We start from the raw sequence: 26,166 nt of genomic DNA on the forward strand, positions 1-26,166 counted from the left end.
AAGTAAGAATCCCTTCTTCAAGTCATAATCCCCCACACTGCACTACGCCTCAAACGCTGACTTTTCTCACCGGTGCTGAAGTGCGCTGACGTGTTTCCCACTGTGCAGCCAACCCCACAACCACATCGGATTCAGGAAGCATCTTGCACCCACGAACCAGATCTGCGGCCCGCTCGGCCAACATGATGGTAGGAGCGTTGAGGTTGCCGTTCGGCTCTGTCGGGAATACAGACGAGTCGATCACACGTAAACCCTCGACCCCGCGCACTCGCAGTTGTGAATCCACCACTGCCATATCGTCCTCCCCCATGCGGCACGAACCACAAGGGTGGTAGGTGCTTTCCAGATTTTCGCGTACGAAGGCATCGATCTCGGCATCGCTGTTCACGTTCGGTCCTGGTGCAATCTCGGTGTCACGGAAACGGTCCATAGCGGGTTGGCCAATGATTTCCCTGGTCAGGCGCACGCAACGTCGAAAACCTTCGCGGTCCTCTTCGCGTTGCAAGTAGTTGAACAGAATCTCAGGATGCTCATAGGGATCCGCCGAACGAAGCCGTACATGGCCACGACTCTTGGGTTTGTTCGGCCCGGTGAGCACCATAAAGCCGTGGCCCTTGATCGGTTTTTTGCCGTCATAGCGCATGGCAGCGGGCAAGAAGTGAAACTGAATATCCGGCCAGCGCAGACCCTGTTCGGAACGGATAAAACCGCCAGCTTCAAAGTGGTTGGTTGCTCCGAGCCCGTCCTTGCACAACAACCAGCGCAGGCCAATCGTCAGTTTGCTCAGGGGGTCCATTTTGCTGTTGAGGGTGACCGGTTCCTTGCAGCCGTACTGGATGTAGATTTCCGAGTGATCCTGAAGGTTCTCGCCCACTCCAGGCAGATCGTGCAGCACCTCTACCCCGGCCTTTTCGAGCACTACCGAGGGGCCGATTCCGGAGCGTTGCAACAGATGCGGCGAGCCAATCGGCCCCGCGCAAATCAGCACTTCGCGCTTGCAGTAAACCGTGTGGGTCTGGCCGTCACGGTCGTAGCTGACGCCCACTGCGCGCTGGCCGTCGAGAATGATCTGACGGGTCATCGCCAGGGTGATCACAGTCAAATTGGGACGCTGCATGGCAGGTCGTAAATAGGCATTGGCCGTAGAGCAACGAACGCCGTCTTTGACCGTCATATGCATGGCGCCAAAGCCTTCCTGCATGTAGCCATTGCAGTCATCGGTCTTGATGTATCCCGCTTCGGCACCGGCATCGACCCAAGCCCCGTACAGCGGGTTTTTCATCTTGTTGCCGCTGGTGGTATGCAGCGGGCCGCTGCCTCCGCGATACTCGTCACCGCCCGCTTCACAACTCTCGGCACGCTTGAAGTACGGTAGGCAATTGCGATAGCCCCAGCCCTCTGCGCCCAAGGATTCCCACTCGTCAAAGTCAAAAGCATGGCCACGGATATAGACCAGCCCGTTGATAGACGACGAGCCACCCAGCACCTTGCCCCGCGGACAATGAATGCGACGGCCATCGAGGTAAGGCTCGGGCTCGGACTCATAGCGCCAGTTGTATTTGGTGGTGTTCATAGGGATCGAAAACGCACTCGGCATCTGGATCACCACACTGCGATCGCTACCGCCGTATTCGAGCACCAGAACCTGAGTATCGAGGTCTTCGGTCAGCCGATTGGCCAACACGCATCCGGCAGAGCCTGCGCCAATGATGATGTAATCAAAATCTTTGATCGACATGTCTATCTCCCAAAATTCGTAATGCCGGACAGCGGCGCAAGCGGCATCGCTGCCTTGTCCCCGGTGGTGAAATGCGGATGCGTCAGTTCGATCCCCTGAATGACGGCTTCTTCGTTTTTGAGATCAATCGAGCGGCTTAACCAGTAGTACACAAGCCCCGACACGATGAGCCCGACCAGCCAGGCGATATCTATATTGCCCAGAGCCTTGGCCAGCGGGCCGACATAGACCTCCTTCTGCGCCACCCCATCAAAGATGTAGAAGAACGGGATCATCGCGACAAAACCAATGGCATATGAAGCGAGGCCACGTATGCCCCAACTGCCATAGAGGCTGTCGTGCGGCGTGAAAAAGTGCGGGATGGCATAGCGCCCCTTGCGCACAAAGAAGTAGTCGGTGAGGTTCACGGCTGTCCATGGCACCAGGAAATACAGCATCACCACCAGATAGATCCCCAGCACCGACAAACCTTTGTCCGACCCCTGAAGGCTCAGCGACACACCCAGTTGCAGCAGGATCACAAAAGCGATTGCGAGGATACGTGCCCTGCGCGTCGGCTCGATGTGTTTGATCGAGTCCACGCACGTCAAGGTGGTCAGCTTGGCGCTGTAAATGTTCATGGCGATAACCGGCAAAAACACCAGAATGGTCACACCGACCACAACAATGCCCATCAAGGGGGAGACGGTGTTGCCCACTTGCGACAGCGCAACCAGAACGTTACTCGCATGCAGGTGATCGGCCAGCCAGGCACCCACGGCAATCATCCAGGCACCGGACAGAGAAGCGCCTAGAAACACCACCGCGATCAGTTTCCCGCTATGGGTGTTCTTGGGCAGGTAGCGTGAGTAGTCGGATACGTATGGCGCATAGGCAATGTTGTAACTGGCGGCTGCGGCAAACTGGGTGATAAAGCCGGTCCAGTTAAAACCCAAAGGTGCCGGGGTTGCCTCACCCGCAGCGAGCAGCGGCATCGGTGCATCGGGCACCCAATTCATCATTACTGCCAGCGTCACCAGACCGTAGAGCGGGATCGACAGAAACAGCGCCCACTTGAAACTGCGGTGCATCCAGTCATGGCCCAGAATCGCCAGCACCGTCGCTGGCACCGTCACGGCCAGCGCCACAATCAACGGGTTGAAACCGAAGAGTTCCTTGAGGCCCTGCATCATCAACACCATGTTGACAATGTTGAAACCGGCGAACACAAACAGCGTGGCCAACAGTGCCAAAATCACCCCGCGATAACCGAACTGGGCCCGCGACTGGATCATCTGCGGCAAACCCAAGTGCGGCCCTTGGGAGCCGTGAAATGCCATGAACAAAGTGCCAAACATGATGCCCAGCGTGCCGGCCAGGATGGTCCATAAGGCACTCAGCCCAACACTGGGGCCAACGAAACCTATGGTCATGGTGAAGAATGTGAAGTTACCAAGAAACCAGAACGGCCCCTGGCTGGACAGTTTGTCGGTGCGCTCGCTTTCGGGAATAAAGTCGATCGAGTGCCCTTCGACAGCCGATTTGGGAAGAGTGTCCATGATGTACTCGCAAAGGTAGTGAAGATCATGACCAGATAACCGACCTGCTCCGGCACGCACTGGAGTGCGTCTTTTCAGAGTCGCGTCAGGCGCCCGACGAACCAGAGTCACAAGACACTCAGGGCAGCGTTATCCACACCGCTTTGGTTTCCAGCAGGTAATCGAGCTGTTCAGCGCCCAGATCCTTGCCAAAACCCGATTGCTTGTAACCTCCGAACGGCATCGAAGGGTCTATGGTGCCGTGGGCATTGACGTACACCGAACCGGCCCGGAGCCGCGGAATCAGGCTGTGTACGCGACCCAGGTCATTGGAGTACAGCGCTGCGGCCAGGCCGAACGGAGAGTCGTTGGCCAGCGCCAGAGCTTCTTCTTCATCATCGAACGGCGCGGTAACCAGCACCGGGCCGAATATCTCCTCCTGAACGATCTGCATATCGTTGCGTCAATGAGCAAAGATCGTCGGCTCGACGAAGTAGCCAGGACCTTGGACTGGCTGTCCGCCATAGACCAGCTCGGCACCTTCGCGCTTGCCGATTTCGATGTAGTCCAACACCCGTTGTTTCTGCAATGCAGAAACCAGCGGGCTGATAAAGCAGTCGGGGTCCAGCCCCGGCGCCATCTTCAGGGTCCGAGTGTAGGCAATCAATTCACTCAGGAAGCTGTCGTAAATACTGCGATGTACGTAGGCCCGAGTACCCGCATCGCATACCTGGCCCGAGTTGAAAAACACCCCGTTGGCAATCGCCTGAGCCGCCGCTGGCACATCGGCATCGGCCAGCACGATAACCGGGGACTTGCCGCCCAGTTCCAGGGTAAGTCGCTTCATGTCATCCAGTGCCGCCTGCCCGACAGTGCGACCAACGGGGGTCGAGCCGGTAAAGGTCAGCTTATCGATACCCGGATGGGTCGCCATCGCTGCACCAACGACATTACCGCGCCCGGTCACAATGTTAACCACACCGTCAGGGATGCCCGCTTGCTGCACCAGTTCTGCAAAGCGCAAGGCCGACAGTGACGTCAGCTCGGCCGGTTTGACCACCACTGTGCAGCCGGTGGCCAACGCGGCACCGAGTTTCCAAGCCATGGTTTGCAAAGGGAAGTTCCACGGCACGATGGCGCCCACAACACCGATCGGCTCCTTGCGGGTATAGGCCAGATAGTTACCGGGCAGCGACGGTTCTACAGTTCGTCCATGAATCTTGGTCGCCCACCCGGCGAAATAGCGCAACGTGTCCACCGTACCCTGCAAGTCGACAGCACGGGCACCGGACACCGATTTACCCATATCGATGGACTCGATTTCAGCCAGCTCGTCAGCATTTTCTTCAATCAGATCGGCCAGCCGATGCATCAGCCGCTCGCGCTCCAGCGGCTTGAGCTGACGCCAGGCGCCACCGTCAAACTGCGCCCGAGCAGCCTGCACGGCGCGGTCCAGATCCGCGGTGGTGCCCATGGGAATGCGAGTCAAAACGCACTCAGTCGATGGCTCAATCACGTCAGACGTTTGCCCGTCGCTTGCCTCGACCCACTCTCCAGCAATAAACATTTTCTGGTGTTTGGTGAGAAATCTGTGCGTCGCTTCGCTCACACCGAATGTTTGCAAATACTGCTTGACGGTCATGTCCATTTTTATTCTCTCGGGCCGGGGTGAAGGTCACGCCAAGCCTCTTGGGTTCAAGACTCGATCCGGGGCTGCACACTGATCCCCGACGTGTTGCGCATATCAGAGTTCGCGTGCCTTGGCCCGCTCGTGGTAGATGAAACCGATGCTGTTGAGCAGCAATTGCGCGGCCAGAATCGAGGTCACACCGGCCTGGTCATACACCGGCGCAACCTCCACCAGATCCATGCCGATAATGTTGCCTTTGCTGCGTTTGGCCAGGGCCTGGATAATTTCCAGTACCTCGTAGTACAAGAAACCACCGTGGCTCGGGGTTCCCGTGCCAGGAGCAATGGAAGGGTCAAAACCATCGATATCGATGGTGATGTAGTATTTGACCCCTTGCGGGATCAGTTCCAGTACGCCCTCGGTGCCGAGGCGGCGCACATCGCGAACAGAAAGTACTTTGGAGCCGGAAGCGTAGGCGGCCTCATAGTCATCGCGGTTGGACGACGACACGTTACGGATGCCCATTTGGGTCATGCCGACAATGTGGTTCATTTCCGAAGCACGGCGCAGCGGGTTGCCATGGCCATATCGAACGCCATGCCGCTCGTCGACAAAATCCAGATGCGCATCAAAATGCACGATATGAATCGGTCCCTTGCCCTCGAACGCCTTGATCACCGGGGCATGTACGGAATGATCCCCCCCCAGAACCACCGGCATGGCACCGGCTTCGAGAATCTTGCGTACCGCGAATTCGATATTGTCGTTACTGGCATTCATGTCGGTGTGGATAATATCTGCATCCCCCACATCCACCATGCGCACATCCTGAGCGGTCAGGTACATAACGTCATCTTCGTGATCGTATGCACCCGCATGACCGAAGGAAAACAGCGTCGATGCCTCACGAATCCCGCGTGGACCAAAACGTGCCCCGGAGCGCCATTGCGTTCCCATGTCATTGGGCGCTCCGAGGATCGCCACGTCGGCATCAAGGGCATCCCAATCGGTGCAAACCGGGGCCTTGCCAAACGTACAGTGACCCACGAACGGAAGGTTCAAACGCCCGGATTCATACCCATTCTTAGACATAGTGATGTATCTCCAGTTCTTGTTATTGGCGAGGACAGTGCTGGTAAGCGTCCCCTGCTGGAGTGACTATGAGCGCAGGTTTTGATGGAAAAAATGCTAATCATCCGATACTCATATCGGGCTATCCGATGCATCAAGAGAAGGGAGTACCGGAGTGAATCAACTACACACCGTAGATCTGAAACTGCTCAGGGTCTTTGTCGAGATCGTAAAATGCGGAGGGTTTTCTGCGGCACAAGCGGCCTTGAATATCGGCCAGTCGACCATCAGCGAACAAATGACCCACCTCGAAACCCGGCTCGGGGTAAAACTGTGCCAGCGCGGCCGTAGTGGCTTTCGCCTGACCGAACAAGGCGTGGCCATTTACGAATCCACCCAGCGCCTGCTGATGGCCGTGGACTCCTTTTGCCTGGATGCCGGTGTGCTCAAACAGAACATCACCGGCAAGCTGAATCTGGGCATCATCGACTCCACCATCAGCGACCCCGGCTCGCCCCTGCCCAGAACCACGCAGCGCTTTGTTTCCCGCGGCCACGATGTACACCTCAACGTTTATGTCGGTACCCCGGCAGAGCTGGAAGAGCGAGTACTCGACAACCGTTTGCACCTGGCCATAGGGCACTTCCCCAACCCCGTGTCAGGGCTTGAATATTCACCGCTGTACCATGAAGCTCTCGGGTTGTACTGCGGGCGCCGCCACCCATTGTTCGCAAGCACTGCAGAAAGTGACGAGTTACTGGAGGAAATCGGCGAAAGCCGTATCGTGGCCCGGGGCTTTATGCAGCAATACGATCTGGATAGTCTGGGAGTGAGCAAGGCGGCAGCCACCGTCGACAATATCGAGGCACTGGCCATTCTGATCATATCGGGAGCCTACCTGGGCTTTCTGCCCAATCACTTTGCGGCCCAGTGGGTCAAGACCGGCGAGATGCAGCAACTTGCACCCAACACGCTTTGCCTGACCTCCCCTTTTGATGTGATCACCCGACGGGGCGTCGCCCCGCCACCGATTCTACGAGTGTTTCTGGAAGACCTAGCCGCCATACGTGACGACGCGCAACTCTGAGTACCTGAGTACGCAATAACAATAATTGAGGCAAAATCCCATGAAATCCCCCGGTGGTCGGCTCCTGACCGGCATCGCGCTGGATCGTGCCAGCCCAACGCCCCTGTATCGTCAACTGTACTTGCAAATTCGCCAGCAGATTCTCGCTGGTCGCCTGCAAGGAGGTACTCGGCTGCCCTCCACGCGGACCTTGTGCAAAGAACAGTCGCTGTCGCGAATTACCATCCTGAACGCTTTCGATCAGCTGATTGCCGAGGGGTTTCTGGTTTCACGGCCCGGTGCGGGCACTTATGTCGGAGCCGAGTGGGAAAGCCGCGAAACCACGACTGACGAACTGCGTAAGCCCCCGCGCCTGTCGAGCCTGAGCCAATCGGTGCTGTCCTTGCGCAGCGATCATTTCAGCGGGATTTCCTACGAGACCTGGGAACCAAACTGTCCGACCTCTTTCCTCCCAAGCCAGGGCGCCTTCGATGCTTTCCCGCTGCATGTGTGGAAGCGCTTGATGAACCGGCATCTGTGCCAACCGACCAAGGCAATACTCGGTTATGGCGAGGTAAAGGGGTTGCTGCGGTTGCGCGAGGCGATTGCCGAATACGTCTATGACGCTCGCGGAATCGAATGCGAGGCCAGCCAGGTAGTTATCGTCTCGGGCGCCCAGCAAGCGTTTAACTTGCTGGGCATGTTGTTGCTCGACCCCCAGGACAGCATCTGGATGGAAGACCCCGGCCATATTGCTGCGCGCATTGCCCTCCAGGCCCAAGGTTGCCGGGTGGTGCCATTACGGATTGATGAACAGGGTATCGACGTGCAGCAAGGCCTGCGTGAATGCCCAGAGGCGCGACTGGCGTTTACGACTCCGTCACGCCAGCACCCGCTTGGCACGACAATGAGCTATGCACGGCGCCAGGAATTGATCGAGTGGGCTGATCGGGGCAATCGCTGGATCATCGAGGACGATTGCGACAGCGAGTTCACCTATGGCTCGCGCCCACTGCCAGCCCTCTATGCAATGGACCAATGGGCCCGCGTCATCTACGTCGGCACGTTCAGCAAAGTGCTCTACCCGTCATTACGGCTGGGTTACGTAATACTCCCGCAAGCGCTGGTCGATCCCTTCTGCGCCATGCGTGCCGTCATGGATCGTAGCCCGTCCACGCAGCTACAGGCAGTCACGGCAGACTTTATCCGCGAAGGCCATTTCCTCGGCCATATCCGCCGCATGCGCGCGCTGTATCAGGCTCGTCAAGAGTGTTTATTGAGCGCACTGCAGCAACGTTTGGGCAACTTTATGCAGCTCAAGCCCGTGAGTGCTGGCATGCATCTGATCGGCTGGCTCGCCCCAGAACTGGATGACGCGGCCATCGCCAAGGAACTGGCCCGGCACCAGATTCATACCTACGCCCTGAGCGACTACTGCGTACAGCGTTATCTGCCACCCGGTCTGCTGATCGGCTTTGCCGGCACCCCGGTAGAACAGGCCGAAGAGAAAGTCGAAGCGCTGGCTCAGGCGCTGCTGAAAATGGGCCACTCACTGCAAAGTGGTCATAAGAATTAAAAAATAATGGCTCTATAGATAGAACCACCCTGGTGCGATAAAGGCCCTACCGACTGATTCGGTGCCTGTACCAGGAATAATTCTAATGAACTGTATTCAAGCACGCTTCAACTCCCTGCTAAGCCATAACACCGATGGCAGCTGCCCGCCGCCGGTGCTGACCCCGCAACTGGCCAGTAAACTTATCGACCGACTGGCGCAGCTGCGCCTGTTCGCCCATGCGTATCCCCTCCTCAGCAACCTGACCCATGGCCGGGTCCTGCCAGGTGAGCTGCTGGACTTCGCCTACCGCCATGAGCTGCAAGGGCTGAGCCTGCACTTGCTCGATGGCGAGGCCAACAGCCTGAGCAACATGAACCCGCACCAGTTACAGGAATTCCGCGACAAGGCTGCCAGGCTCGGTCTGGATGTGCATCTGGAAATCAGTAGCACCCGCAAGGAAGATGTCGATCAGGTTATCGCCATTGCCAACGTTCTCGGCACGCGCAACATCCGCGTTTACTCACGCTATGAAGGCCACCTCTCACGGGTTATGGCGCTGATTGAAACTGACCTGCGGTATCTGGCCGAGCAGGCAGACCTGCACGACCTGTTTTTCGACTTCGAGCAACATGAAGAGTTGAAGAGCCATGAGATTGCGCAGTTGCTGCAGCGTCTTGACCATCCACGCCTGCATGCGCTGTTCGACTTCGGCAACATGATCAACGCCTGCGAGCAGCCGTTGCCAGCCCTGCAACAACTGGCCCCGCACATCCGCCAAGTACATATGAAAGGTGTACGCGTGGTGCCCGAGCAAAACGGTTTCGGGCATTACGGTGTGCTGCAAGGCAGCGTCGAAGACCATCTGCCAAGTGCGCGCATGGTGTTCGAACTGCTGATGCTCGGCGAGCACGAGCCGCAGGTTATCGCCTTCATTCTGGAGCAGGAAAACCACTACATCGCGCCAGCTTTCCGCCAGTCGGACGAAGCCGCTGACCCCTTTATCGACTACCGCGAAATGAGCGAAACCGCGCTGCCGCCAGGCTATTGCGTGGAACGGATGATGGATGAGGAACACCAGTGGGCGAACAACCAGATTCGCTATGTGCGCGACCTGCTGGGTGAATTGAAAATGTTGGCTCAACTGACGCTGGGAGAACAAAAATGACCACTCAGTCCAAAGCCAAATGGCTACGCTTTCTGGTCCTCATTCTTGGCGGCGGGACTATCTACAAGCTCGCCAACCTCAAAGACGCTTTCTACGTCCCGATTCAGCAATATATGGGGCTCAGCCACACCGAGCTTGGCACGCTGCTCAGTGCCAATGCCATCATCGCCACCGCCCTGTTCGTGGTCGGCGGGTATCTGGCGGACCGCTTTGATACACGCAAGCTGATCCCCCTGGGCCTGATCGGAACCGGCAGTCTGGGACTGTATCTGGCCACCTTCCCCGGCTTCGACAAGCTGTTGATCGTGTTCTGCCTGCTGGCCGTCTGCGCGGACTGCATCTATTGGCCTGCCTTGCTCAAGGCCGTGCGCAACCTTGGCGAGGATAACGAACAAGGTCGCATGTTCGGCTTTCTGGAGGGAGGTCGGGGCATCGTCGATACGCTGGTCGCGTTTTCAGCGCTGGGGGTGTTCGTCGCGATGGGGTCAGGTGAAGCGGGGCTCAAGTCGGCCATCGTGTTCTATTCGTTGGTCGACATCATCGCGGGCATTGTCACCTGGTTCTTGTTGCGCGATAACAAGGCAGCCCCCGTGGTCAAGAAAGAGGCCAGCCTCTCCGGCATGTCCGGGCTGCTTGAAGCGATCAGGATTCCCGGGATCTGGCTGGTCAGCTTCAACGTCTTCATGGTCTACATCGTCTATTGCGGCCTGACTTACTTCATTCCCTACCTCAAGGATATTTATGAGCTGCCGGTCGCACTGGTCGGTGCCTACGGCATCATCAACCAGTACTTCCTCAAGATCCTCGGCGGCCCGGCGGGCGGCTTTATGGCCGACAAGTATTTCAAGAGCCCTTCGCGCTACATGAAGTGGGCATTTCTGGCGCTGCTACCAATCATGGCGTTGATCATGCTGGTGCCAAAGGGCGGGCACTTCATCTATATCGGCATGGCCGCCACGCTGTCCTTCGCACTGATTGTGTTCACCATGCGTGGCGTATTTTGGGCGCCCATGAGTGAAGTGGGCATTCCCCAGCGCATCACCGGTTCGGCCTTCGGTATCGCCTGCTTGATCGGCTACGCCCCCGGGATGTTTGCCTACGTGATCTACGGTTCGATCCTCGATCACTTTCCAGGCCAACAAGGCTACAACTATGTATTCAGCCTGATGAGCCTACTGGCGCTGATCGGCTTTATGGTGTGCGGCCTGCTGCATCGCGCGGTACGTAAAAACATTGCGACCGTCCAGCACACAGCTCTGGCTCAGGCCTGATGAGGCAAGAGCGGGCAAGTGGTGAATGATCTCACCCGCGCCCGCTCTTTTTCACTCGATACATTGCCGTGTCTGCATAGTTGAGCAGTTGCTGGGCCAGCTCTCCATGCTCGGGATAAACGGCGATGCCGATGCTGGCAAAAATGCTGAGCCTATGGCCCTCAATCAGTACGGGCTGACTGAGGTTCAGTCGTAGTTTTTCAGCCACGACCAGCGCGTGCTCCGGCAACGTGAGTTTGGACAGAACCAGCACAAACTCATCACCACTCATCCTGGCGACAGTGTCGCTTTCACGCACGCTACTTCTCAGACGGTGCGCAACCTGTTGCAACAGACCATCACCGACGGCATGCCCGAAGCTGTCGTTGACCCGTTTGAAATGGTCCAGATCCAGATACAGGACGGCCATGCATTCACGCTCACGCTTGGCATGCACCAGCGCGCAGTTCAAACGGTCGTAGAGCAGCGTTCGATTGGGCAAGCGAGTCAAGGCATCGTACTGCGCCAAGTACTGCAAGCGGGCATGCAATTGCTTGCGTTCGATGGCGGCCGCCACCTGGGTCGAGACGTATTGCAGCAGGTCTTGGTGCTGCTCGGTATAACGCTCTTCTCCCTGCGCACTCTTGACCACCAGAGCACCAATAATGCCGTTCTGGGTCGCCAGGGGCACGCCCAGCCATGACGGCATTTTCTCGCCACAACGCAGAATGGACTGACCACCGCGAATGACCAGCTCACTGAGTTGGGTAACCTCCGAGTTTTGCTGCAACGGATGCTCATCAACGTGATAAGGAAAACTCAGCGCACCCTGGCCTTGATCACAAAGCGCAACCGAAAAATTCAATGCCGGCAGCCACTGCGCAATGAGCTGGTGTACTCGCTTGAACAGCGTCAGCAAATCATCGGTTGCGTGGGCGGCTTCCGATATTGCGAAAAGTGCCAACTGGCGCGACTCGGCTTGCTTGCGCTCGGTAATGTCACGGGCTACGGCAATGCGCATCTGATAGGTTTCAGACCAGCGCGCTGACCACAATATATGGGCGACCCGCCCATCCTTGCGGACATAGCGGTTCTCGAAATTCAGCTTGGGTTCGCCTGCCATGATTTCACTGGCAGCGAGCAGTGTGCGCTCACGATCGGCGGGGAAAACCAGATTGATCATGGGCTGGCCAATCAGCTCGCTTGGCTCATAGCCCCAGATACGCTCGCAGGCCGCACTGACATAAACAAAGTGGCCTGCGCGGTCGACCACACACACTGCATCCAGCAGCAAGTCAATAAAACCGGCCTGAAACAGGTAACTTTTGATGTCCATAAGACCGCTTGGTGCCTCAGGGGTAAACATCAACATTCATCCCTGAGCCGTAGATCGCCATGCGTTCCCTGCCACTACTTCATACGATAGTTCGCAATAACCCAGGCAGCGCGTGCATCAAGGCACTGATCGCAAAACCGATAAACATCACCCCGCATAAACGGGTAATCAGCAGCTCATGCCGTTGATAGAGTGCCCTGACATGCCCCGCGCCTACAATGCCTACCAAAATGACGTAGGCCAGCGCCCCACCCACAAAGCTCAATGCAATCAGCCATGGCAGCATGGCCCATGTCAGAAGTTCCGCACGGCTGGAGAGCAATGCAGTAAAGGTCGCCACCGCCACGGGGTACGCCTTGGGATTGGTCAAGCCGAAGAAAATGCCATGGGTAAACGGCTGGCGTGCTGGTCCTTGCTGGGCGACGCTGCCACGCTGGGCGCGAACTGCACGCAGCCCCAGCCAAAACAGGTAAAGGCCGCTGATCAAGCCCAGGACATTAAACGCCGTGCTGCCAAACTCACGGGCGCCCACGATGGCAATCAGCGCCGTACTGCACCAGATCACATCACCCAGCAAATGCCCGCACAAAAAACCGGCTCCGGCGCGTCGCCCGCGTGCGGCACCAATCCCAAATACGGCGAGCACCCCCGGCCCAGGGGTGATGCCGTAGATAAAACCCGAAGCCAGAACGGCCAATAACAGCGAAGGTGTCATGCAAAACGCTCCAAAAAAACATGCTTCACGCGTTTCCGTTACTCGTGAAGTCGCTCGATTTTGCACGTTATGCAGGGTTCTGTAACCGCGTGCCGAGAAAATTCTAGTGCCGACGCCCCAAAATATTCACCACCACCCGATCAACCCAGCCCCAGATGCGCTGCTGCACCCGCTTCCAGAGTGGTCGTGACTGCCAGTCTTGCAGGCTGATGGGCTGGCTCTGCGCGAAGTCGTTGATAAAACTGGCGGCGACCGCCTGGGTGAGCGCAGGGTCGATCGCCTCGAGGTTAGCCTCAAGGTTGAACCGCAGGTTCCAGTGGTCGAAATTGCACGAGCCAATACTGACCCAGTCGTCGATCAGGACCATTTTCAAATGCAGGAAACGGGGCTGATATTCCAGAATCTGTACGCCGGACTTAAGCAAACGCGGGTAATAGCGATGACCGGCATAACGCACGGAGGGATGGTCCGTGCGCGGCCCGGTGAGCAACAACCGCACATCAACACCCCGTGCAGCCGCACGGCGCAGCGAACGACGCACGCTCCAGGTCGGCAAGAAGTAAGGCGTGGCCAGCCAGATTCGTTGTTTTGCGCTGTTGATCGCGCGCACCAGCGATTGCAGGATATCGCGATGTTGATGTGCATCCGCGTAAGCCACGCGCCCCATACCCTGCCCTTCGTCAGGCACCTTGGGCAATCGCGCAAGTCCAAAGTGTGTCGCTGATTTCCACGCCTTGCGACTGATGTTGGCGCGCCATTGACGATCAAACAGCATCTGCCAGTCCAGCACCAACGGGCCTTGAATCTCGACCATGACTTCATGCCAGTCGCAGGTGTTTTCACTGGGGCGCCAAAACTCGTCGGTCACCCCGGTGCCTCCAACCACGGCCAATTGCTGATCCACCAGCAACAGCTTACGATGATCGCGGTACAGATTATTCAGCCCGCGTCGCCAGCTCAGCGGGTTGTAATACCGGAGTTCGACACCGGCCTCGGTCAATCGCCGGCGCAACCCCAGGCTCAATCCCAGACTGCCATAACCGTCAAACAGGCAGCGCACCCGCACCTCGCGCCAGGCCGCTTGTTCCAGGGCCTGCACGATGGTTTCGGCACAGTCTCCGGCCTCCACCAGATACAACTCCAGATCAATCTGCTCTTGTGCCTGCTCGATGGCTGCCAGCATTCGAGGGAAAAACTGAGGCCCATCGATCAGCAACTCGAACTGGTTGTCGCTACGCCAGCCGAACACCGCGCCAGCCATCTTAGCGAGCCGTGAAAATCAGCACCGCACTCACCGGTACTGAAAAACTGATCGCCGACAGTCCGGCCAATTTGCGCAGGGTTTCGAGCTCCGGTTGCAGACCAAAATCTTCGGCTTGCAGCATCAGCGGCTCAAGAGTCACGACCTGAAAGCGCCGTTCATCAAGACGCGTGGCCAATAACTCGGCCTCATAGGTGTGCTGTTTGCCGCGCAAGCTGACCGTGACCGGCAAGTGCAGCTCCAATTGCGCCCCGGAGGCAAGATCGTTGATCGGTTGCAGATCTATTTGCGCGCTGATTTGCGCTTCGGGGAAGGACTTGAAATCAAACAGCACGTCGCGCATGCGCTCATCACGCAACGGCACCGCACTGTTGACCGAATCCATTTCGATGCGCAATTGCGCATGGCCTTTACGGTCGACTTTGCCGTGCAAGACCAAAAAGCGATGCGCGTTGGCAACATTGGCATTTTGCGTAGTGATAAATGACAACCGTGATGACTCACCGTCCAGATACCAGTTGGCCTGGGCAGACAGGCTCACACCAAGGGTCAGCAACAAGGTGCAGGCCGCAGATAAAAACGCTTTGAACATAAAAACTCATCACCCGATAAACGTGCGCGAACATTAACCCCAGAGCGCGCTCTTGGCAGTTTTTTTTACACAGTGTTAGAGCCGCAACCCCTATCGACAGTTCCTCTGCCCAGAGCCTGTCATGTAAGCATCATCCAAATGTCATGGCGATGACATTGCACCTGCCTAGCCTGAAGTTGCCCACCTCAGTCGATTCGCAGAAACCCAAGGCAGGCCCGGTGCCTGCACGGAGATTCGCAATGTCCCAGATCGCCCGTATCCGCGAAACTGTTCCAGAACGCCGCCTGCAGGCAGAACGCCTGATCGGACCTGACGCGTTGCGCGAGGCCCAGGCCCTGCGCTTTCGGGTGTTTAGCGACGAGCTGAAGGCCAAACTCAAAGGTGCAGAACACGGTCTGGATGAAGACGGTTACGACGCCTATTGCGAGCATATAGGGGTGCGCGATCTCAATAGCGGCCAATTGGTAGCCACCACCCGCTTGCTGGATCACGGCGCAGCACAGAACATCGGCCACTTTTACAGTGAAGAAGAATTCAACCTGCACGGGCTGGCTCACTTGCAGGGCCCAATTCTTGAAATCGGCCGAACCTGTGTCGACCCAGCCTACCGCAATGGCGGCACCATCACCGTGCTCTGGGGCGAATTGGCTGAAGTACTCAACCAGGGCAATTATCGCTACCTGATGGGCTGCGCCAGCATCCCGATGCAGGATGGCGGTATCCAGGCCCAGGCAATCATGCAGCGTCTGCGCGAACGCTACTTGTGTACTGAACATTTACGCGCCGAGCCGAAAAAGCCATTACCGGCACTGGAAGTACCCGCCAACGTCATCGCCGAAATGCCACCGCTGCTCAAGGCTTATATGCGCCTGGGCGCCAGGATTTGTGGCGAACCCTGCTGGGATGAGGACTTCCAGGTGGCTGACGTGTTTATTCTGCTCAAGCGCGATGAACTGTGCCCGCGTTACGCTCGCCACTTCAAGGCGGCCATGTAATGAGCCGCTTACGCCGATATGGCCGAGTGGCGCGAGTGCTAGGGGTGGTGAGCCTGGGGTTGAGCATGGCTGGAGTGTTCGGGGTACTTGAACGCTTGCGCCTGAACAGCGCGATGGATCGTCGCCAGCGCTGGTCGCAGTTTTTTATGGCACGCCTGAGCAATGCCCTGCCCTTTCGCATCACCGTAGTCGGCGAGCTACCTGCAACACCAATGCTATGGGTCAGCAATCACGTGTCATGGACCGATATAGCGCTGCTTGGGCAACTGACCCCGCTGTCCTTCCTGTCCAAATCAGAGGTGCGCAACTGGCCCGTTGCAGGCTGGTTGGCGGCCAAGGCCGGCAGCCTGTTCATTCGCCGGGGCGCGGGCGACAGCCAGTTGATTCGAGAGCAGATGACCCGTCACTTGCAACAACCGCTGTCCCTGTTGATGTTTCCCGAAGGCACGACCACTGACGGGCGCTCGGTACGTACCTTTCACGGCCGTCTGTTAGCGGCAGCGATTGACAGCCAAATGTCGTTGCAGCCTGTAGCCATCCGTTACTTACGTAATGGTGAGGTCGATGCGATAGCACCGTTTATTGGCGATGACGATTTGCTGTCGCATTTGTTGCGCTTGTTTTCCCACGATCAGGCCGACGTCGAGATCCATCTGCTGGAACCTATAGCCTGCCAGCAACAGGAGCGTGCATTGCTGGCGTTCAAGGCCCAGGAAGCGATACGGCGAGTGGTGACAGCACCGATCACGCAAACCGACCCGCTGCCGGAAAGAGTGGGGGCGATGATTTGAGCTGAAGCCTATGCACAGTGAGGAGTGGGAGGCCCCATTACCTCTTCGATGCAGCGCTGTCGCGCATCAAACTGGGGGGCGCCTACGAGAATTCACGTTTTAAAGGATAATTTTCAATTTTTTAAATCAGTAACTTGCTTCATGTTTGATAAGAGCGGGCTTGCTCGCGATGCAGACGAAGCGGTGAAACGGCAAAGGCCCGTAGCCACTGTCCGGGATTTACCTGAACCACTGCAGTGTACGGTTTTACGACTGCTGCCCAGCCGAACGCAGCCTTCGTTCCTCGACAGCGGCTACAGGATATTGCGCAGCAGTCGTAAACCCTGACAACCGGGTTTAACTGATACACCGCAAAATCTGGTTTTTCGGCATCTGCTACGGACATGCCTTCCGATAGCAACCCGCCGCATACACCTGCAACTGCGGATAAAACAGCCGAAAATCCTCACTGAGCAGTTCGTACAATCCCTTCAAATCCTGCATAGCACCGGCCAGTTCTTCCGGGCGCGACAAGCGTCGAGCTATCCCGTTGAACACTTGCTCCAGCACAGCAAAGTCCCGATACGAACCCAACCAGTCATGAGCAGCCATATGCGGCGCGATAGTGGCAAGCCGCCGTGGCAACTGCTGTTCGGCCACCAGCACCCGATAAAAGTCCGAAGTAAATCGCTCAAGCGGCCCCTCGGCATACTGGCCCCAGTCCCGTGCCAGGCAATGATCGAAAAACACATCCAGCACAATGCCCGCATAACGCCTGCGGGTCCGGGTAAATCGCGACAACGATTGATCAACCAAGGGATGGTTGTCGGTAAATACATCAATGCTGCGGTGCAGTTGAATCCCGTGTTCAATCTCGGGGCTGTACTGACCGTGCAGCCGCCCTTTGACGAAATCGCCATAGAGGCTGCCAAGTAATTCTTCCGGGCGCTGACCGCCAAGGTGCAGATGTGCGAGATAATTCATGTCGCGCAGTTTAGCACTGCCGCACCAATATCGTTATAACCCGATATATCGATTTGAGCTGATCCTAGATCAATTTCATATTTGTATATCGCGATACGACGATTTAAAGTTCGCCTCATCGCGATATAACGTTGTACCCAATGAGCACTGCCACTATGCCGATTGAACTCGACGAAATAATAAAAGCCCTGGCACACCCAGTACGCCGAGAAATTCTCAAGTCCCTCAAAGACCCTGACACCTCGTTTCCTGACCAGGTCCACTCCACCGAACATGGCGTGTGCGCCGGACAGTTTGACCAACTCTGCGGCCTGTCGCAGTCAACGGTCTCTGCCCACCTGGCAACGCTGCAGCGAGCGGGCCTGATTACCAGCCAAAAGCATGGTCAGTGGCACTTTTTCAAACGCAATGAGGAAACCATCAAGGCCTTCCTCGAACAAATCAGCCAAGAGCTTTAACAAGGACTTTCATGCCCCTCTCGCTACTCATTCTGGCGCTCAGCGCTTTCGCCATCGGGACCACCGAGTTCGTGATCATGGGCTTGCTGCCTGATGTCGCAGCCGACCTTGGCGTATCGATCCCCGGCGCTGGCTGGCTGGTGACCGGTTACGCACTGGGCGTGGCAATCGGGGCTCCGTTCATGGCGCTGGCCACGGCTAAATTGCCGCGCAAGGCTGCCTTGGTCGCGTTGATGGTGATCTTTATCATCGGCAACCTGCTGTGTGCCTTGGCCAGTGACTACAACGTGCTGATGTTTGCCCGCGTAGTGACAGCGCTGTGTCACGGAGCGTTCTTCGGTATTGGCTCAGTTGTGGCTGCAGGCCTGGTACCTGCCAACAAACGCGCGTCAGCAGTGGCCCTGATGTTTACCGGCCTGACCCTGGCCAACGTGCTGGGCGTCCCCCTGGGCACCGCTCTGGGCCAGGCCGCAGGATGGCGCTCGACGTTTTTCGCAGTCACCGTGATTGGTGTCGTGGCGCTGATCGGCCTGATCCGCTTTCTGCCCGCCAAACGTGACGAAGAGAAGCTCGATATGCGTGCCGAGCTGGCCGCACTCAAGGGCGCTGGCATCTGGCTTTCATTGAGCATGACCGCGCTGTTTTCCGCCTCGATGTTCACCCTGTTCACTTACGTAGCGCCCTTGCTCGGTGATGTCACTGGCGTATCGCCAAGCGGCGTGACCTGGACCTTGTTGCTGATCGGCCTTGGCCTGACGGTGGGCAATATCATCGGCGGCAAGCTGGCAGACAAGCGCCTGGCCGCGACCCTGATCGGTGTTTTTATCTCGATGGCTGTGATGTCGACCGTATTGACCTGGACCAGCGTCGCCGTGATTCCAACTGAAATCACCTTGTTCCTGTGGGCCGCCGCCTCCTTTGCCGCCGTACCGGCACTGCAAATCAACGTCGTGACCTTCGGCAAAGCCGCACCCAACCTGGTTTCAACCCTGAATATTGGCGCGTTCAACGTCGGCAATGCACTGGGCGCCTGGGTGGGTGGCAGTGTTATTGCCCACGGCTTCGGCCTCACCAGCGTTCCGCTGGCCGCTGCCGCGCTGGCGATTCTGGCGCTGCTGGTGACCCTGATTACTTTTCGCCAAAACGGCAATGCCGAACTGGCCAGTGCTACAAACTGATCCTTGAGAGGGCTGCATAAATGACCACGATTTTCGATCCGATCAAGCTGGGCGATCTTGAACTGCCCAACCGCATCATCATGGCTCCGCTGACCCGCTGCCGCGCCGATGAAGGTCGGGTTCCCAATGCGCTGATGGCTGAATACTACGTTCAGCGCGCTTCCGCCGGCCTGATCCTGAGCGAAGCCACTTCGGTAACAGCCATGGGCGTCGGTTATCCGGATACCCCGGGCATCTGGTCCAACGATCAGGTCCGTGGCTGGACCAACATCACCAAGGCGGTGCATGCAGCCGGTGGGCGGATTGCGTTGCAGTTGTGGCATGTGGGGCGTATCTCGCACCCGATGTACCTGAATGGCGAAGCGCCTGTAGCCCCAAGCGCCATTGCTGCCAAAGGTCACGTCAGCCTGGTTCGTCCAAAGGCTGATTTCCCGACGCCACGGGCGCTGGAAACCGCCGAGATCGCTGATGTTGTCGAGGCCTACCGCACGGGTGCCGAAAACGCCAAGGCCGCCGGGTTTGATGGTGTCGAAATTCATGGTGCCAATGGCTACCTGCTCGACCAGTTCCTGCAAAGCAGCACCAACAAACGTACCGACCAATATGGGGGCAGCGTAGAGAACCGCGCTCGCCTGTTGCTCGAAGTTACCGATGCCGCCATCGACGTCTGGGGCGCTGGCCGTGTTGGCGTGCATTTGTCGCCTCGTGCCGACTTGCACGACATGGGTGATGACAACCTGGCCGAAACCTTTGGTTATGTCGCCCGCGAACTGGGCAAGCGCGGTATCGCCTACATCTGCTCCCGCGAACACGCAGCGCCAGACAGCCTTGGCCCGCAGCTCAAGGAAGCCTTTGGCGGCCCGTATATCGTCAACGAAAGCTTCACCAAAGACAGCGCCAATGCTTGGCTGGCCGCGGGCAAGGCGGATGCCGTTGCCTTCGGCGTGCCTTTTATCGCCAACCCAGACCTGCCTGCACGCCTGAAGGTCGATGCACCGCTCAATGAAGCGCATCCAGAGAGCTTTTACTCCAAAGGCTCGGTGGGCTACATCGACTACCCAACGCTGTAAGCACGCGGCATGTGTGCCCTGAAGAAGCATCAGCGCTAACGGGACATTCTGGCCCACAAAACAAAGCGCCCGAGGTCAATGACCTCGGGCGCTTTGCTGTTAGCGATTCGCTGATGCGTAATAGTGCGAGTAGTCACACGACCTTTTTTCGGGCGAAAAAAGGGGCGGTTTGACCCGCCCACATTTTTTCCCTAGTCCCTTTTTTTCCTTCTCATCATCCTGATGAATCGCATCCCGCGATGTCCATCTGCGTTCTTCCTTGAGCGCCGCGTCGATCCGTCGACACAACTTAGATACTAGAGTTTTATTGAATTGCTGCAAGCACAGCAGTTATAGATATTTATTACATAGCAGTTATAAACGAAAATAAAAAATCTTTATATTTCAAACAATTACATTCAATAGCATACATAAAAAAGGTGCTATCCCACCCTGATAGAGCTCTCGGCTTACGCAAAAGGTAAGCAAAGGCTTACAGCAATACGCAGATAATATTCAATATCGTCCGTAACATTGCTTTTCAAGACTTATCCGAATGATCCCTTTATGCCCTACCCCAACAGCCGCCATTTGACCCTGCATTTCAACCGGCATTGATACTGAATATGCACCGAAGAGCATCCCGCTGAATTCAAGACACAAAAAACCCCGAGTCGCTCGGGGTTTTTGGTTGATACGCCTAGCTTGTTACTGGAACAGCGACTCGCTCGACAAACCGTTGCGTTCAAGGATTTCGCGCAACCGCTTGAGCCCCTCGACCTGGATTTGCCGCACGCGTTCGCGCGTCAGGCCAATTTCCAAACCTACATCTTCAAGGGTGCTGCTCTCATGACCACGCAACCCGAAACGACGAATAACGACCTCACGCTGCTTGTCTGTGAGCTCAGAAAGCCACTGGTCAATACTTTGCGATAGGTCATCGTCCTGAAGCAGCTCACAAGGATCTGTAGGGCGGTCATCCGTCAGGGTATCGAGCAGTGTTTTGTCAGAGTCCGGGCCTAGAGAAACGTCTACCGATGACACCCGCTCATTGAGCCCAAGCATGCGCTTGACCTCGGCAACAGGTTTTTCCAGCAGGTTGGCGATTTCTTCAGGGGACGGTTCGTGATCGAGCTTTTGCGTGAGTTCACGCGCTGCTCGCAGATAGACGTTGAGTTCTTTGACAACATGGATCGGTAAACGAATGGTACGGGTCTGGTTCATGATCGCCCGTTCAATCGTTTGGCGAATCCACCAAGTGGCGTAAGTCGAAAAGCGAAACCCGCGTTCGGGATCAAATTTCTCGACAGCCCGAATCAGCCCAAGGTTGCCCTCCTCGATCAGATCCAGCAGCGACAAACCACGATTGACGTACCGACGGGCGATTTTCACCACCAGCCGCAAGTTGCTTTCAATCATGCGCTTGCGCCCGGCCGGATCTCCACTTTGCGACAAACGCGCAAAATGAACTTCTTCTGCAGGGGATAGCAGCGGGGAGAAGCCAATTTCATTGAGGTACAACTGGGTCGCATCAAGCGCCCGTGTGTAGTCAATGTACTTGTGCTGTTTGGTGACTGGTGCTTTTTTGGACTTGGTTCGAGCTGGAGGGGTTGAATCGTCTTCTTCTGACATCAAGTCGCTATCGATGCTGGAGTCCATAAGGAGCACCTCATCGTCGATGTCAAACCCCGGCGCTTCTTTATTGAGAGCCATTTCTATAGTCCTTTGGTGAGTTCGACCTCAAGCTCGAGCATCGCCTTAATCCTTGGCAATGCTTGAGCCTGTTCCTTAACCAGAGCAGGAACAGGCTGGTAACCGATCAACGACGTGGAAGGAATTGCAGTGGATCTACAGGTTTACCTTGGCGGCGAATTTCAAAGTGAAGTTTCACCCGGTCTGTACCAGTTGACCCCATTTCGGCAATTGTCTGTCCAACCTTGACCTGCTGCCCCTCCCGAACCAAAAGCCTGCGGTTATGACCGTAGGCGCTGACATAGGTATCACTGTGTTTGATGATGATCAGTTCGCCGTAGCCCCTCAATCCACTGCCAGCGTAAACAACCGAACCATCAGACGCAGCTAAAACAGGCTGTCCCAAATCACCGGCGATATCAATACCTTTATTCAAACTACCGTTTGAAGAAAATTTGCCTATCAAAATGCCATTAGAAGGCCATCCCCAACCCTTCGGTGCGGGACCTGCCGGCAGTGGCGCAACAGCCGCCGGCGCCGCTACGACAGCGCCTGGACGCTTGATAACGGTGGTCTTGCTACCCGAAGAAGACGACACCACAGTGGTGGAAGTGCCACCTGCAGGCAGGGTTCCGGAGCGTCCGTCAAAGCGAATTGATTGACCTGGGACAATAGTGAACGGAGCCGCAATATTGTTACGTGCGGCCAGCGCTTTCCAGTCCCAGCCGTAGCGAAACGCAATCGAGAACAGGGTATCGCCACGACGCACGACGTACTGCCCTGTGGTCACTGCCGGGCGCTGAGCCACCCCATTGCGGTCAACGACGTTTACGCCATTTTTCGGGGTGCTGGAGCACGCCGCCAACAAAGCCAGCGTGGCACTCAGGAACAGACCGACCACCAGTCTCTGATAGCTTTTGGTACTCATACGCTGCGCAATGACTGTGAGACTCACCCGCCGCTCCCTTTGAAGATGGCTAAAGATAAATAATAGACGCCAGTACTGGCCATGATTTGGCGCAAGTATAACTGGCTACAGGGCTTTTACAGACGGCAAAGCCGAATCATGAAAACAACTGTCAAGCATTGGGCGGCGTGTTGGCGCTGCGCAGTATGACCTGCGCCCGGTCCTATAATTCACTCAGACCAGGCAAAGACTCAGGCCAATGGCCCATTGAGCAGCGGTACAAAGCGCACATTGCCGATCACTCTCCGGGCGAAACCGTGCTCTTCGCGAACAATCAACATCAATTGCTGCACCTCACCCGCGCCTACCGGAATCACCAGACGCCCACCGGGGGCAAGCTGGTCGAGCAATGCCTGCGGTACATCGGTCGCCACTGCCGTCACGATAATGCCGTTGTAGGGCGCCAGCGCAGGCCAGCCCTCCCAGCCATCGCCCCAGCGAAATACCACGTTGCGCAGGTTGAGCTCGAGCAGTCGTTCCTTGGCCCGATCCTGCAATACCTTGATGCGTTCAACCGAAAATATGCGTTCAACCAGTTGCGAGAGCACAGCAGTTTGATAACCCGACCCGGTGCCAATCTCCATCACCTTGTCCAGCGGCCCGTCTTCAAGCAGCAGCTCGCTCATGCGCGCCACCATGTAAGGCTGGGAAATGGTCTGGTTATTACCGATCGGCAGCGCCGTGTCTTCGTAGGCCCGGTGTGCCAGAGCTTCATCCACAAACAGATGTCGTGGCGTACGACGAATGACCTCAAGCACGTTCTGGTTAACGATGCCCTCTTCACGCAGACGCTGAATCAGCCGCTCGCGGGTACGCTCAGAGGTCATGCCAATGCCGCGGTGCATCATGCCATCCTGCTCGCGCGCCATCAGCCCATACCCTCCAGCCAGCCATTGAGGCTTTTGAAACCATCACCAAAGGTGCGGTCCAGTTGCAGCGGTGTGATCGACACATACCCCTGCATCACCGCGTGGAAGTCCGTACCCGGCCCACCGTCTTCGACGTCCCCCGCCGCGGCAATCCAGTAGCCGGCCTTGCCGCGCGGATCAACCATTCGTACCGGCGCCGCAGCCCGTGCCCGGTGCCCAAGACGGGTGAGCTGAATGCCGCGAATCTTCTCGAGTGGCAAGTTGGGAATATTCACATTGAGGACGGTACGCGGTGGCAGTTCCAGCGATGCGTGGGCCTCAAGCAATTTGCGGGCAAAAAAAGCCGCGGTCGGCAAGTTGTCTACCTGACGCGATACCAGCGAAAAGGCAAATGAAGGACGATCCAGAAAACGCCCCTCCAGCGCTGCCGCCACGGTGCCTGAATACAACACGTCATCACCCAGGTTGGCGCCCAGGTTAATCCCGGACACCACCATATCCGGCTGCTGCTCCAGCAAGCCGTGAAGGCCCAGATGCACGCAATCGGTCGGGGTGCCATTAATGCTGATAAAGCCATTGGCCAACGTGTGCGGATGCAGCGGCCGGTCCAGCGTCAGCGAACTGCTCGCCCCGCTTTTGTCTTGATCAGGGGCAATCACCACACACTCGGCGTAATCGGCCAGCGCACCGTAGAGCGCAGCCAACCCCGGGGCTGTGACCCCATCATCGTTTGAAATCAGAATACGCATAGGCTATCCGCTTGATCCAAAGGCACCAGATCAACAAGCTCGCGCACCAGAACAGTGGCGAAGCATCCGGCCGGCAGAACAAATTCCAGTTGCAGAATGTCAGGCTGCGGATAATGCCACGTCAACCGGCCAATGGGCAGTCGCAGGATGCGTCGCTCATGGCTCATGCCCGCGCGAACCAGCCAGTCGCGCAAATCGGCTTCGCGCTCTGCGATCGATTGCTCAAGCGTATGGGTCACGCCGGTGGTCGGCGACTCACCCTCGCCCCACTGCGGGCCGGTAGGGTGCAGATCGAGGATAGCCAGTCGCGGATCGCTGCATTCAGCTTCGCCCGCCGGGAAAAAACTGCGGCTGTCGGTAAAGGCCAGCAAATCACCGACCTGAGCCCGCTGCCAGCTACCATCGGCCACGCGTGCCGCCAGCACCTGATTGAACAGATAGCTGCGAGCGGTGGAGAGTAACCGCGAACGCACGTTACGCTGCTCAGGCAAGGCTTTGCGCGCCGCATAATCGCGGGCTTCGCCCAGATTGCCGCCCTGCCAGCCGAAACGCTGGGTGCCGAAGTAGTTCGGTACGCCCTGCTTGGCTATCAGTTGCAGGCGCTGTTCCAGTGCATCCTTGTCCCCGGCCATTTGCGTCAGACGCAGGGTAAAGCCGTTGGCCGCATGGGCTCCACGCTGCAATTTGCGTTTGTGGCGCAAGCTCTTGAGAATTTTCAGGGTGTCGTTTTCAGCGCCCGACAAATCAGGGTCTGCCTTGCCCGGCAGTTGCACGCTGAACCATTGGCGGGTTAACGCCTGACGGTCCTTGAGGCCTGCGTAGCTGACAGTGCGCAAAGGCACGCCTGCCGCCTTGGCGATTCGGCGCGCGGCCTCTTCGGTGTTCAGCCCGCGTTTCTCGACCCACAACCACAGGTGTTCACCGTCTCCGGACAGCGGTATATCAAGCACTTCGTCGACTTGAAAATCTTCAGCCGTCGCTTTGAGCACTGCCGTGCCCAATGCCTCGCCATAGGCCCGTGGACCGAGCAAATCAGACTCGTTCATGCGCGAACCAACAACGCAATGGAGTGCACCGCGATACCTTCTTCACGCCCAACGAAACCAAGCTTTTCAGTGGTCGTAGCCTTTACGTTTACCTGGTCCAAATCAACCTCTAGATCCGCCGCAATCAGCGCACGCATCGTTTCAATATGCGGCGCCATTTTCGGCGCCTGGGCAATGATGGTGTTGTCGACGTTGCCGACTTTCCAGCCCTTGGCATGGATCAGACCCACGACATGACGCAACAGGACGCGACTATCGGCGCCCTTGAAGGTCGGATCGGTGTCCGGAAAGTGTTTGCCGATGTCGCCAAGCGCCGCAGCACCCAGCAAGGCATCGCTAAGGGCGTGCAAAAGCACATCGCCATCAGAGTGGGCAAGCAGCCCGAATTTGTGGGAGATCCGCACGCCGCCCAACGTAATGAAATCGCCTTCAGCGAAACAGTGCACATCATAGCCGTGGCCAATACGCATAAAAAAACGCCCCGATTAAGTCAGGGCGTGATTCTACCTA

General features: G+C 57.1%; 23 protein-coding genes and 1 pseudogene. 9 read left to right on the forward strand and 15 right to left on the reverse strand.

Translation table 11 applies throughout. The features are described from left to right. Positions 1 to 49: 49 nt before the first annotated feature. The 4 genes and pseudogenes from betA to speB form a co-directional block, all read right to left on the reverse strand. Positions 50 to 1,738, reverse strand: coding sequence for a choline dehydrogenase (gene betA / locus N7D90_RS18820; RefSeq protein WP_261739412.1), 1,689 nt, complete (start codon positions 1,736 to 1,738; stop codon positions 50 to 52). A gap of 2 nt (positions 1,739 to 1,740) precedes the next feature. Further along, entirely contained in the window at positions 1,741 to 3,276 is a 1,536-nt protein-coding gene (locus N7D90_RS18825; protein WP_261739413.1) for a purine-cytosine permease family protein, read from the reverse strand. A gap of 118 nt (positions 3,277 to 3,394) precedes the next feature. After that, positions 3,395 to 4,903, reverse strand: a pseudogene (locus N7D90_RS18830) (aldehyde dehydrogenase family protein). A 96-nt stretch (positions 4,904 to 4,999) separates the two neighbouring features. Beyond that, positions 5,000 to 5,977, reverse strand: a complete 978-nt coding sequence (gene speB / locus N7D90_RS18835) for an agmatinase (protein ID WP_261739414.1) — start codon at positions 5,975 to 5,977, stop codon at positions 5,000 to 5,002. A 154-nt stretch (positions 5,978 to 6,131) separates the two neighbouring features. Between speB and N7D90_RS18840 the strand changes: the two genes are divergently transcribed. From N7D90_RS18840 to N7D90_RS18855, 4 genes are all read left to right on the forward strand, one after another. Further along, positions 6,132 to 7,043, forward strand: a complete 912-nt coding sequence (locus tag N7D90_RS18840; protein ID WP_261739415.1) for a LysR family transcriptional regulator — start codon at positions 6,132 to 6,134, stop codon at positions 7,041 to 7,043. A 40-nt stretch (positions 7,044 to 7,083) separates the two neighbouring features. Continuing rightward, positions 7,084 to 8,598, forward strand: coding sequence for a PLP-dependent aminotransferase family protein (locus tag N7D90_RS18845; RefSeq protein ID WP_261739416.1), 1,515 nt, complete (start codon positions 7,084 to 7,086; stop codon positions 8,596 to 8,598). Between the two features lie 85 nt (positions 8,599 to 8,683). Then, positions 8,684 to 9,745: a sugar phosphate isomerase/epimerase family protein gene (locus N7D90_RS18850; RefSeq protein ID WP_261739417.1), complete on the forward strand. Its 1,062-nt coding sequence runs from the start codon at positions 8,684 to 8,686 to the stop codon at positions 9,743 to 9,745. Then, positions 9,742 to 11,016, forward strand: a complete 1,275-nt coding sequence (locus N7D90_RS18855) for an MFS transporter (RefSeq protein ID WP_261739418.1) — start codon at positions 9,742 to 9,744, stop codon at positions 11,014 to 11,016. The genes N7D90_RS18850 and N7D90_RS18855 overlap by 4 nt, the downstream gene beginning before the upstream one ends. 31 nt (positions 11,017 to 11,047) lie before the next feature. Here the strand turns inward: N7D90_RS18855 and N7D90_RS18860 are convergent, their stop codons facing one another. The 4 genes from N7D90_RS18860 to N7D90_RS18875 form a co-directional block, all read right to left on the reverse strand. Next, complete coding sequence (locus tag N7D90_RS18860; RefSeq protein WP_261739419.1) at positions 11,048 to 12,331, reverse strand: diguanylate cyclase domain-containing protein; 1,284 nt, start codon at positions 12,329 to 12,331, stop codon at positions 11,048 to 11,050. A gap of 79 nt (positions 12,332 to 12,410) precedes the next feature. Next, positions 12,411 to 13,046, reverse strand: a complete 636-nt coding sequence (locus tag N7D90_RS18865; protein ID WP_261739420.1) for a LysE family translocator — start codon at positions 13,044 to 13,046, stop codon at positions 12,411 to 12,413. Between the two features lie 103 nt (positions 13,047 to 13,149). Next, positions 13,150 to 14,307 (reverse strand): phospholipase D-like domain-containing protein, encoded by a 1,158-nt coding sequence (locus tag N7D90_RS18870; protein WP_261739421.1) that lies wholly within the window; start codon positions 14,305 to 14,307, stop codon positions 13,150 to 13,152. Position 14,308: 1 nt separating this feature from the next. Then, the gene (locus N7D90_RS18875) at positions 14,309 to 14,899 is read right to left on the reverse strand and encodes a YceI family protein (RefSeq protein ID WP_261739422.1); all 591 of its coding nucleotides are present in this window, start codon (positions 14,897 to 14,899) and stop codon (positions 14,309 to 14,311) included. Positions 14,900 to 15,138: 239 nt separating this feature from the next. On the opposite strand from N7D90_RS18875, the gene olsB reads away from it, so the two are divergent. Both olsB and N7D90_RS18885 read left to right on the forward strand, forming a co-directional pair. Further along, positions 15,139 to 15,894 (forward strand): L-ornithine N(alpha)-acyltransferase, encoded by a 756-nt coding sequence (olsB, locus tag N7D90_RS18880; RefSeq protein WP_261739423.1) that lies wholly within the window; start codon positions 15,139 to 15,141, stop codon positions 15,892 to 15,894. Further along, a complete protein-coding gene (locus N7D90_RS18885; RefSeq protein ID WP_261739424.1) occupies positions 15,894 to 16,685 on the forward strand; it encodes a lysophospholipid acyltransferase family protein in 792 nt (263 codons plus the stop codon). Before olsB ends, N7D90_RS18885 begins: the two co-directional genes overlap by 1 nt. A 375-nt stretch (positions 16,686 to 17,060) precedes the next feature. Here the strand turns inward: N7D90_RS18885 and N7D90_RS18890 are convergent, their stop codons facing one another. Next, the gene (locus N7D90_RS18890) at positions 17,061 to 17,648 is read right to left on the reverse strand and encodes an ACP phosphodiesterase (protein WP_261739425.1); all 588 of its coding nucleotides are present in this window, start codon (positions 17,646 to 17,648) and stop codon (positions 17,061 to 17,063) included. Positions 17,649 to 17,803: 155 nt separating this feature from the next. Between N7D90_RS18890 and N7D90_RS18895 the strand changes: the two genes are divergently transcribed. Genes N7D90_RS18895 through N7D90_RS18905 form a run of 3 tightly spaced genes read left to right on the forward strand, consistent with a single transcriptional unit; the run spans position 17,804 to position 20,354 of the window. Beyond that, positions 17,804 to 18,106: an ArsR/SmtB family transcription factor gene (locus N7D90_RS18895; RefSeq protein WP_261742484.1), complete on the forward strand. Its 303-nt coding sequence runs from the start codon at positions 17,804 to 17,806 to the stop codon at positions 18,104 to 18,106. Positions 18,107 to 18,117: 11 nt separating this feature from the next. Beyond that, the gene (locus N7D90_RS18900) at positions 18,118 to 19,284 is read left to right on the forward strand and encodes an MFS transporter (RefSeq protein ID WP_261739426.1); all 1,167 of its coding nucleotides are present in this window, start codon (positions 18,118 to 18,120) and stop codon (positions 19,282 to 19,284) included. Between the two features lie 20 nt (positions 19,285 to 19,304). Next, the gene (locus tag N7D90_RS18905; RefSeq protein ID WP_261739427.1) at positions 19,305 to 20,354 is read left to right on the forward strand and encodes an alkene reductase; all 1,050 of its coding nucleotides are present in this window, start codon (positions 19,305 to 19,307) and stop codon (positions 20,352 to 20,354) included. 687 nt (positions 20,355 to 21,041) lie between these two features. On the opposite strand, the gene rpoS is transcribed toward N7D90_RS18905, so the two are convergent. The 6 genes from rpoS to ispF form a co-directional block, all read right to left on the reverse strand. After that, complete coding sequence (rpoS, locus tag N7D90_RS18910) at positions 21,042 to 21,965, reverse strand: RNA polymerase sigma factor RpoS (RefSeq protein WP_410012325.1); 924 nt, start codon at positions 21,963 to 21,965, stop codon at positions 21,042 to 21,044. A 187-nt stretch (positions 21,966 to 22,152) separates the two neighbouring features. Next, positions 22,153 to 22,980 carry a peptidoglycan DD-metalloendopeptidase family protein gene (locus N7D90_RS18915; RefSeq protein ID WP_261739429.1) on the reverse strand — a complete coding sequence of 276 codons (828 nt, stop codon included), beginning with the start codon at positions 22,978 to 22,980 and terminating at the stop codon, positions 22,153 to 22,155. Positions 22,981 to 23,183: 203 nt separating this feature from the next. Further along, positions 23,184 to 23,819 (reverse strand): protein-L-isoaspartate(D-aspartate) O-methyltransferase, encoded by a 636-nt coding sequence (locus tag N7D90_RS18920; RefSeq protein ID WP_169845246.1) that lies wholly within the window; start codon positions 23,817 to 23,819, stop codon positions 23,184 to 23,186. Between the two features lie 41 nt (positions 23,820 to 23,860). Beyond that, entirely contained in the window at positions 23,861 to 24,610 is a 750-nt protein-coding gene (gene surE, locus N7D90_RS18925; protein WP_261739430.1) for a 5'/3'-nucleotidase SurE, read from the reverse strand. Then, positions 24,598 to 25,656, reverse strand: coding sequence for a tRNA pseudouridine(13) synthase TruD (gene truD, locus N7D90_RS18930; protein WP_261739431.1), 1,059 nt, complete (start codon positions 25,654 to 25,656; stop codon positions 24,598 to 24,600). The genes surE and truD overlap by 13 nt, the downstream gene beginning before the upstream one ends. Beyond that, positions 25,653 to 26,126 (reverse strand): 2-C-methyl-D-erythritol 2,4-cyclodiphosphate synthase, encoded by a 474-nt coding sequence (ispF, locus tag N7D90_RS18935; protein ID WP_048359885.1) that lies wholly within the window; start codon positions 26,124 to 26,126, stop codon positions 25,653 to 25,655. Before ispF ends, truD begins: the two co-directional genes overlap by 4 nt. Between the last annotated feature and the right edge of the window lie 40 nt (positions 26,127 to 26,166).

Origin of the sequence: Pseudomonas fragi (assembly GCF_025426255.1) — a bacterium.
Taxonomy (GTDB): Bacteria; Pseudomonadota; Gammaproteobacteria; order Pseudomonadales; family Pseudomonadaceae; genus Aquipseudomonas; species Aquipseudomonas kulmbachensis.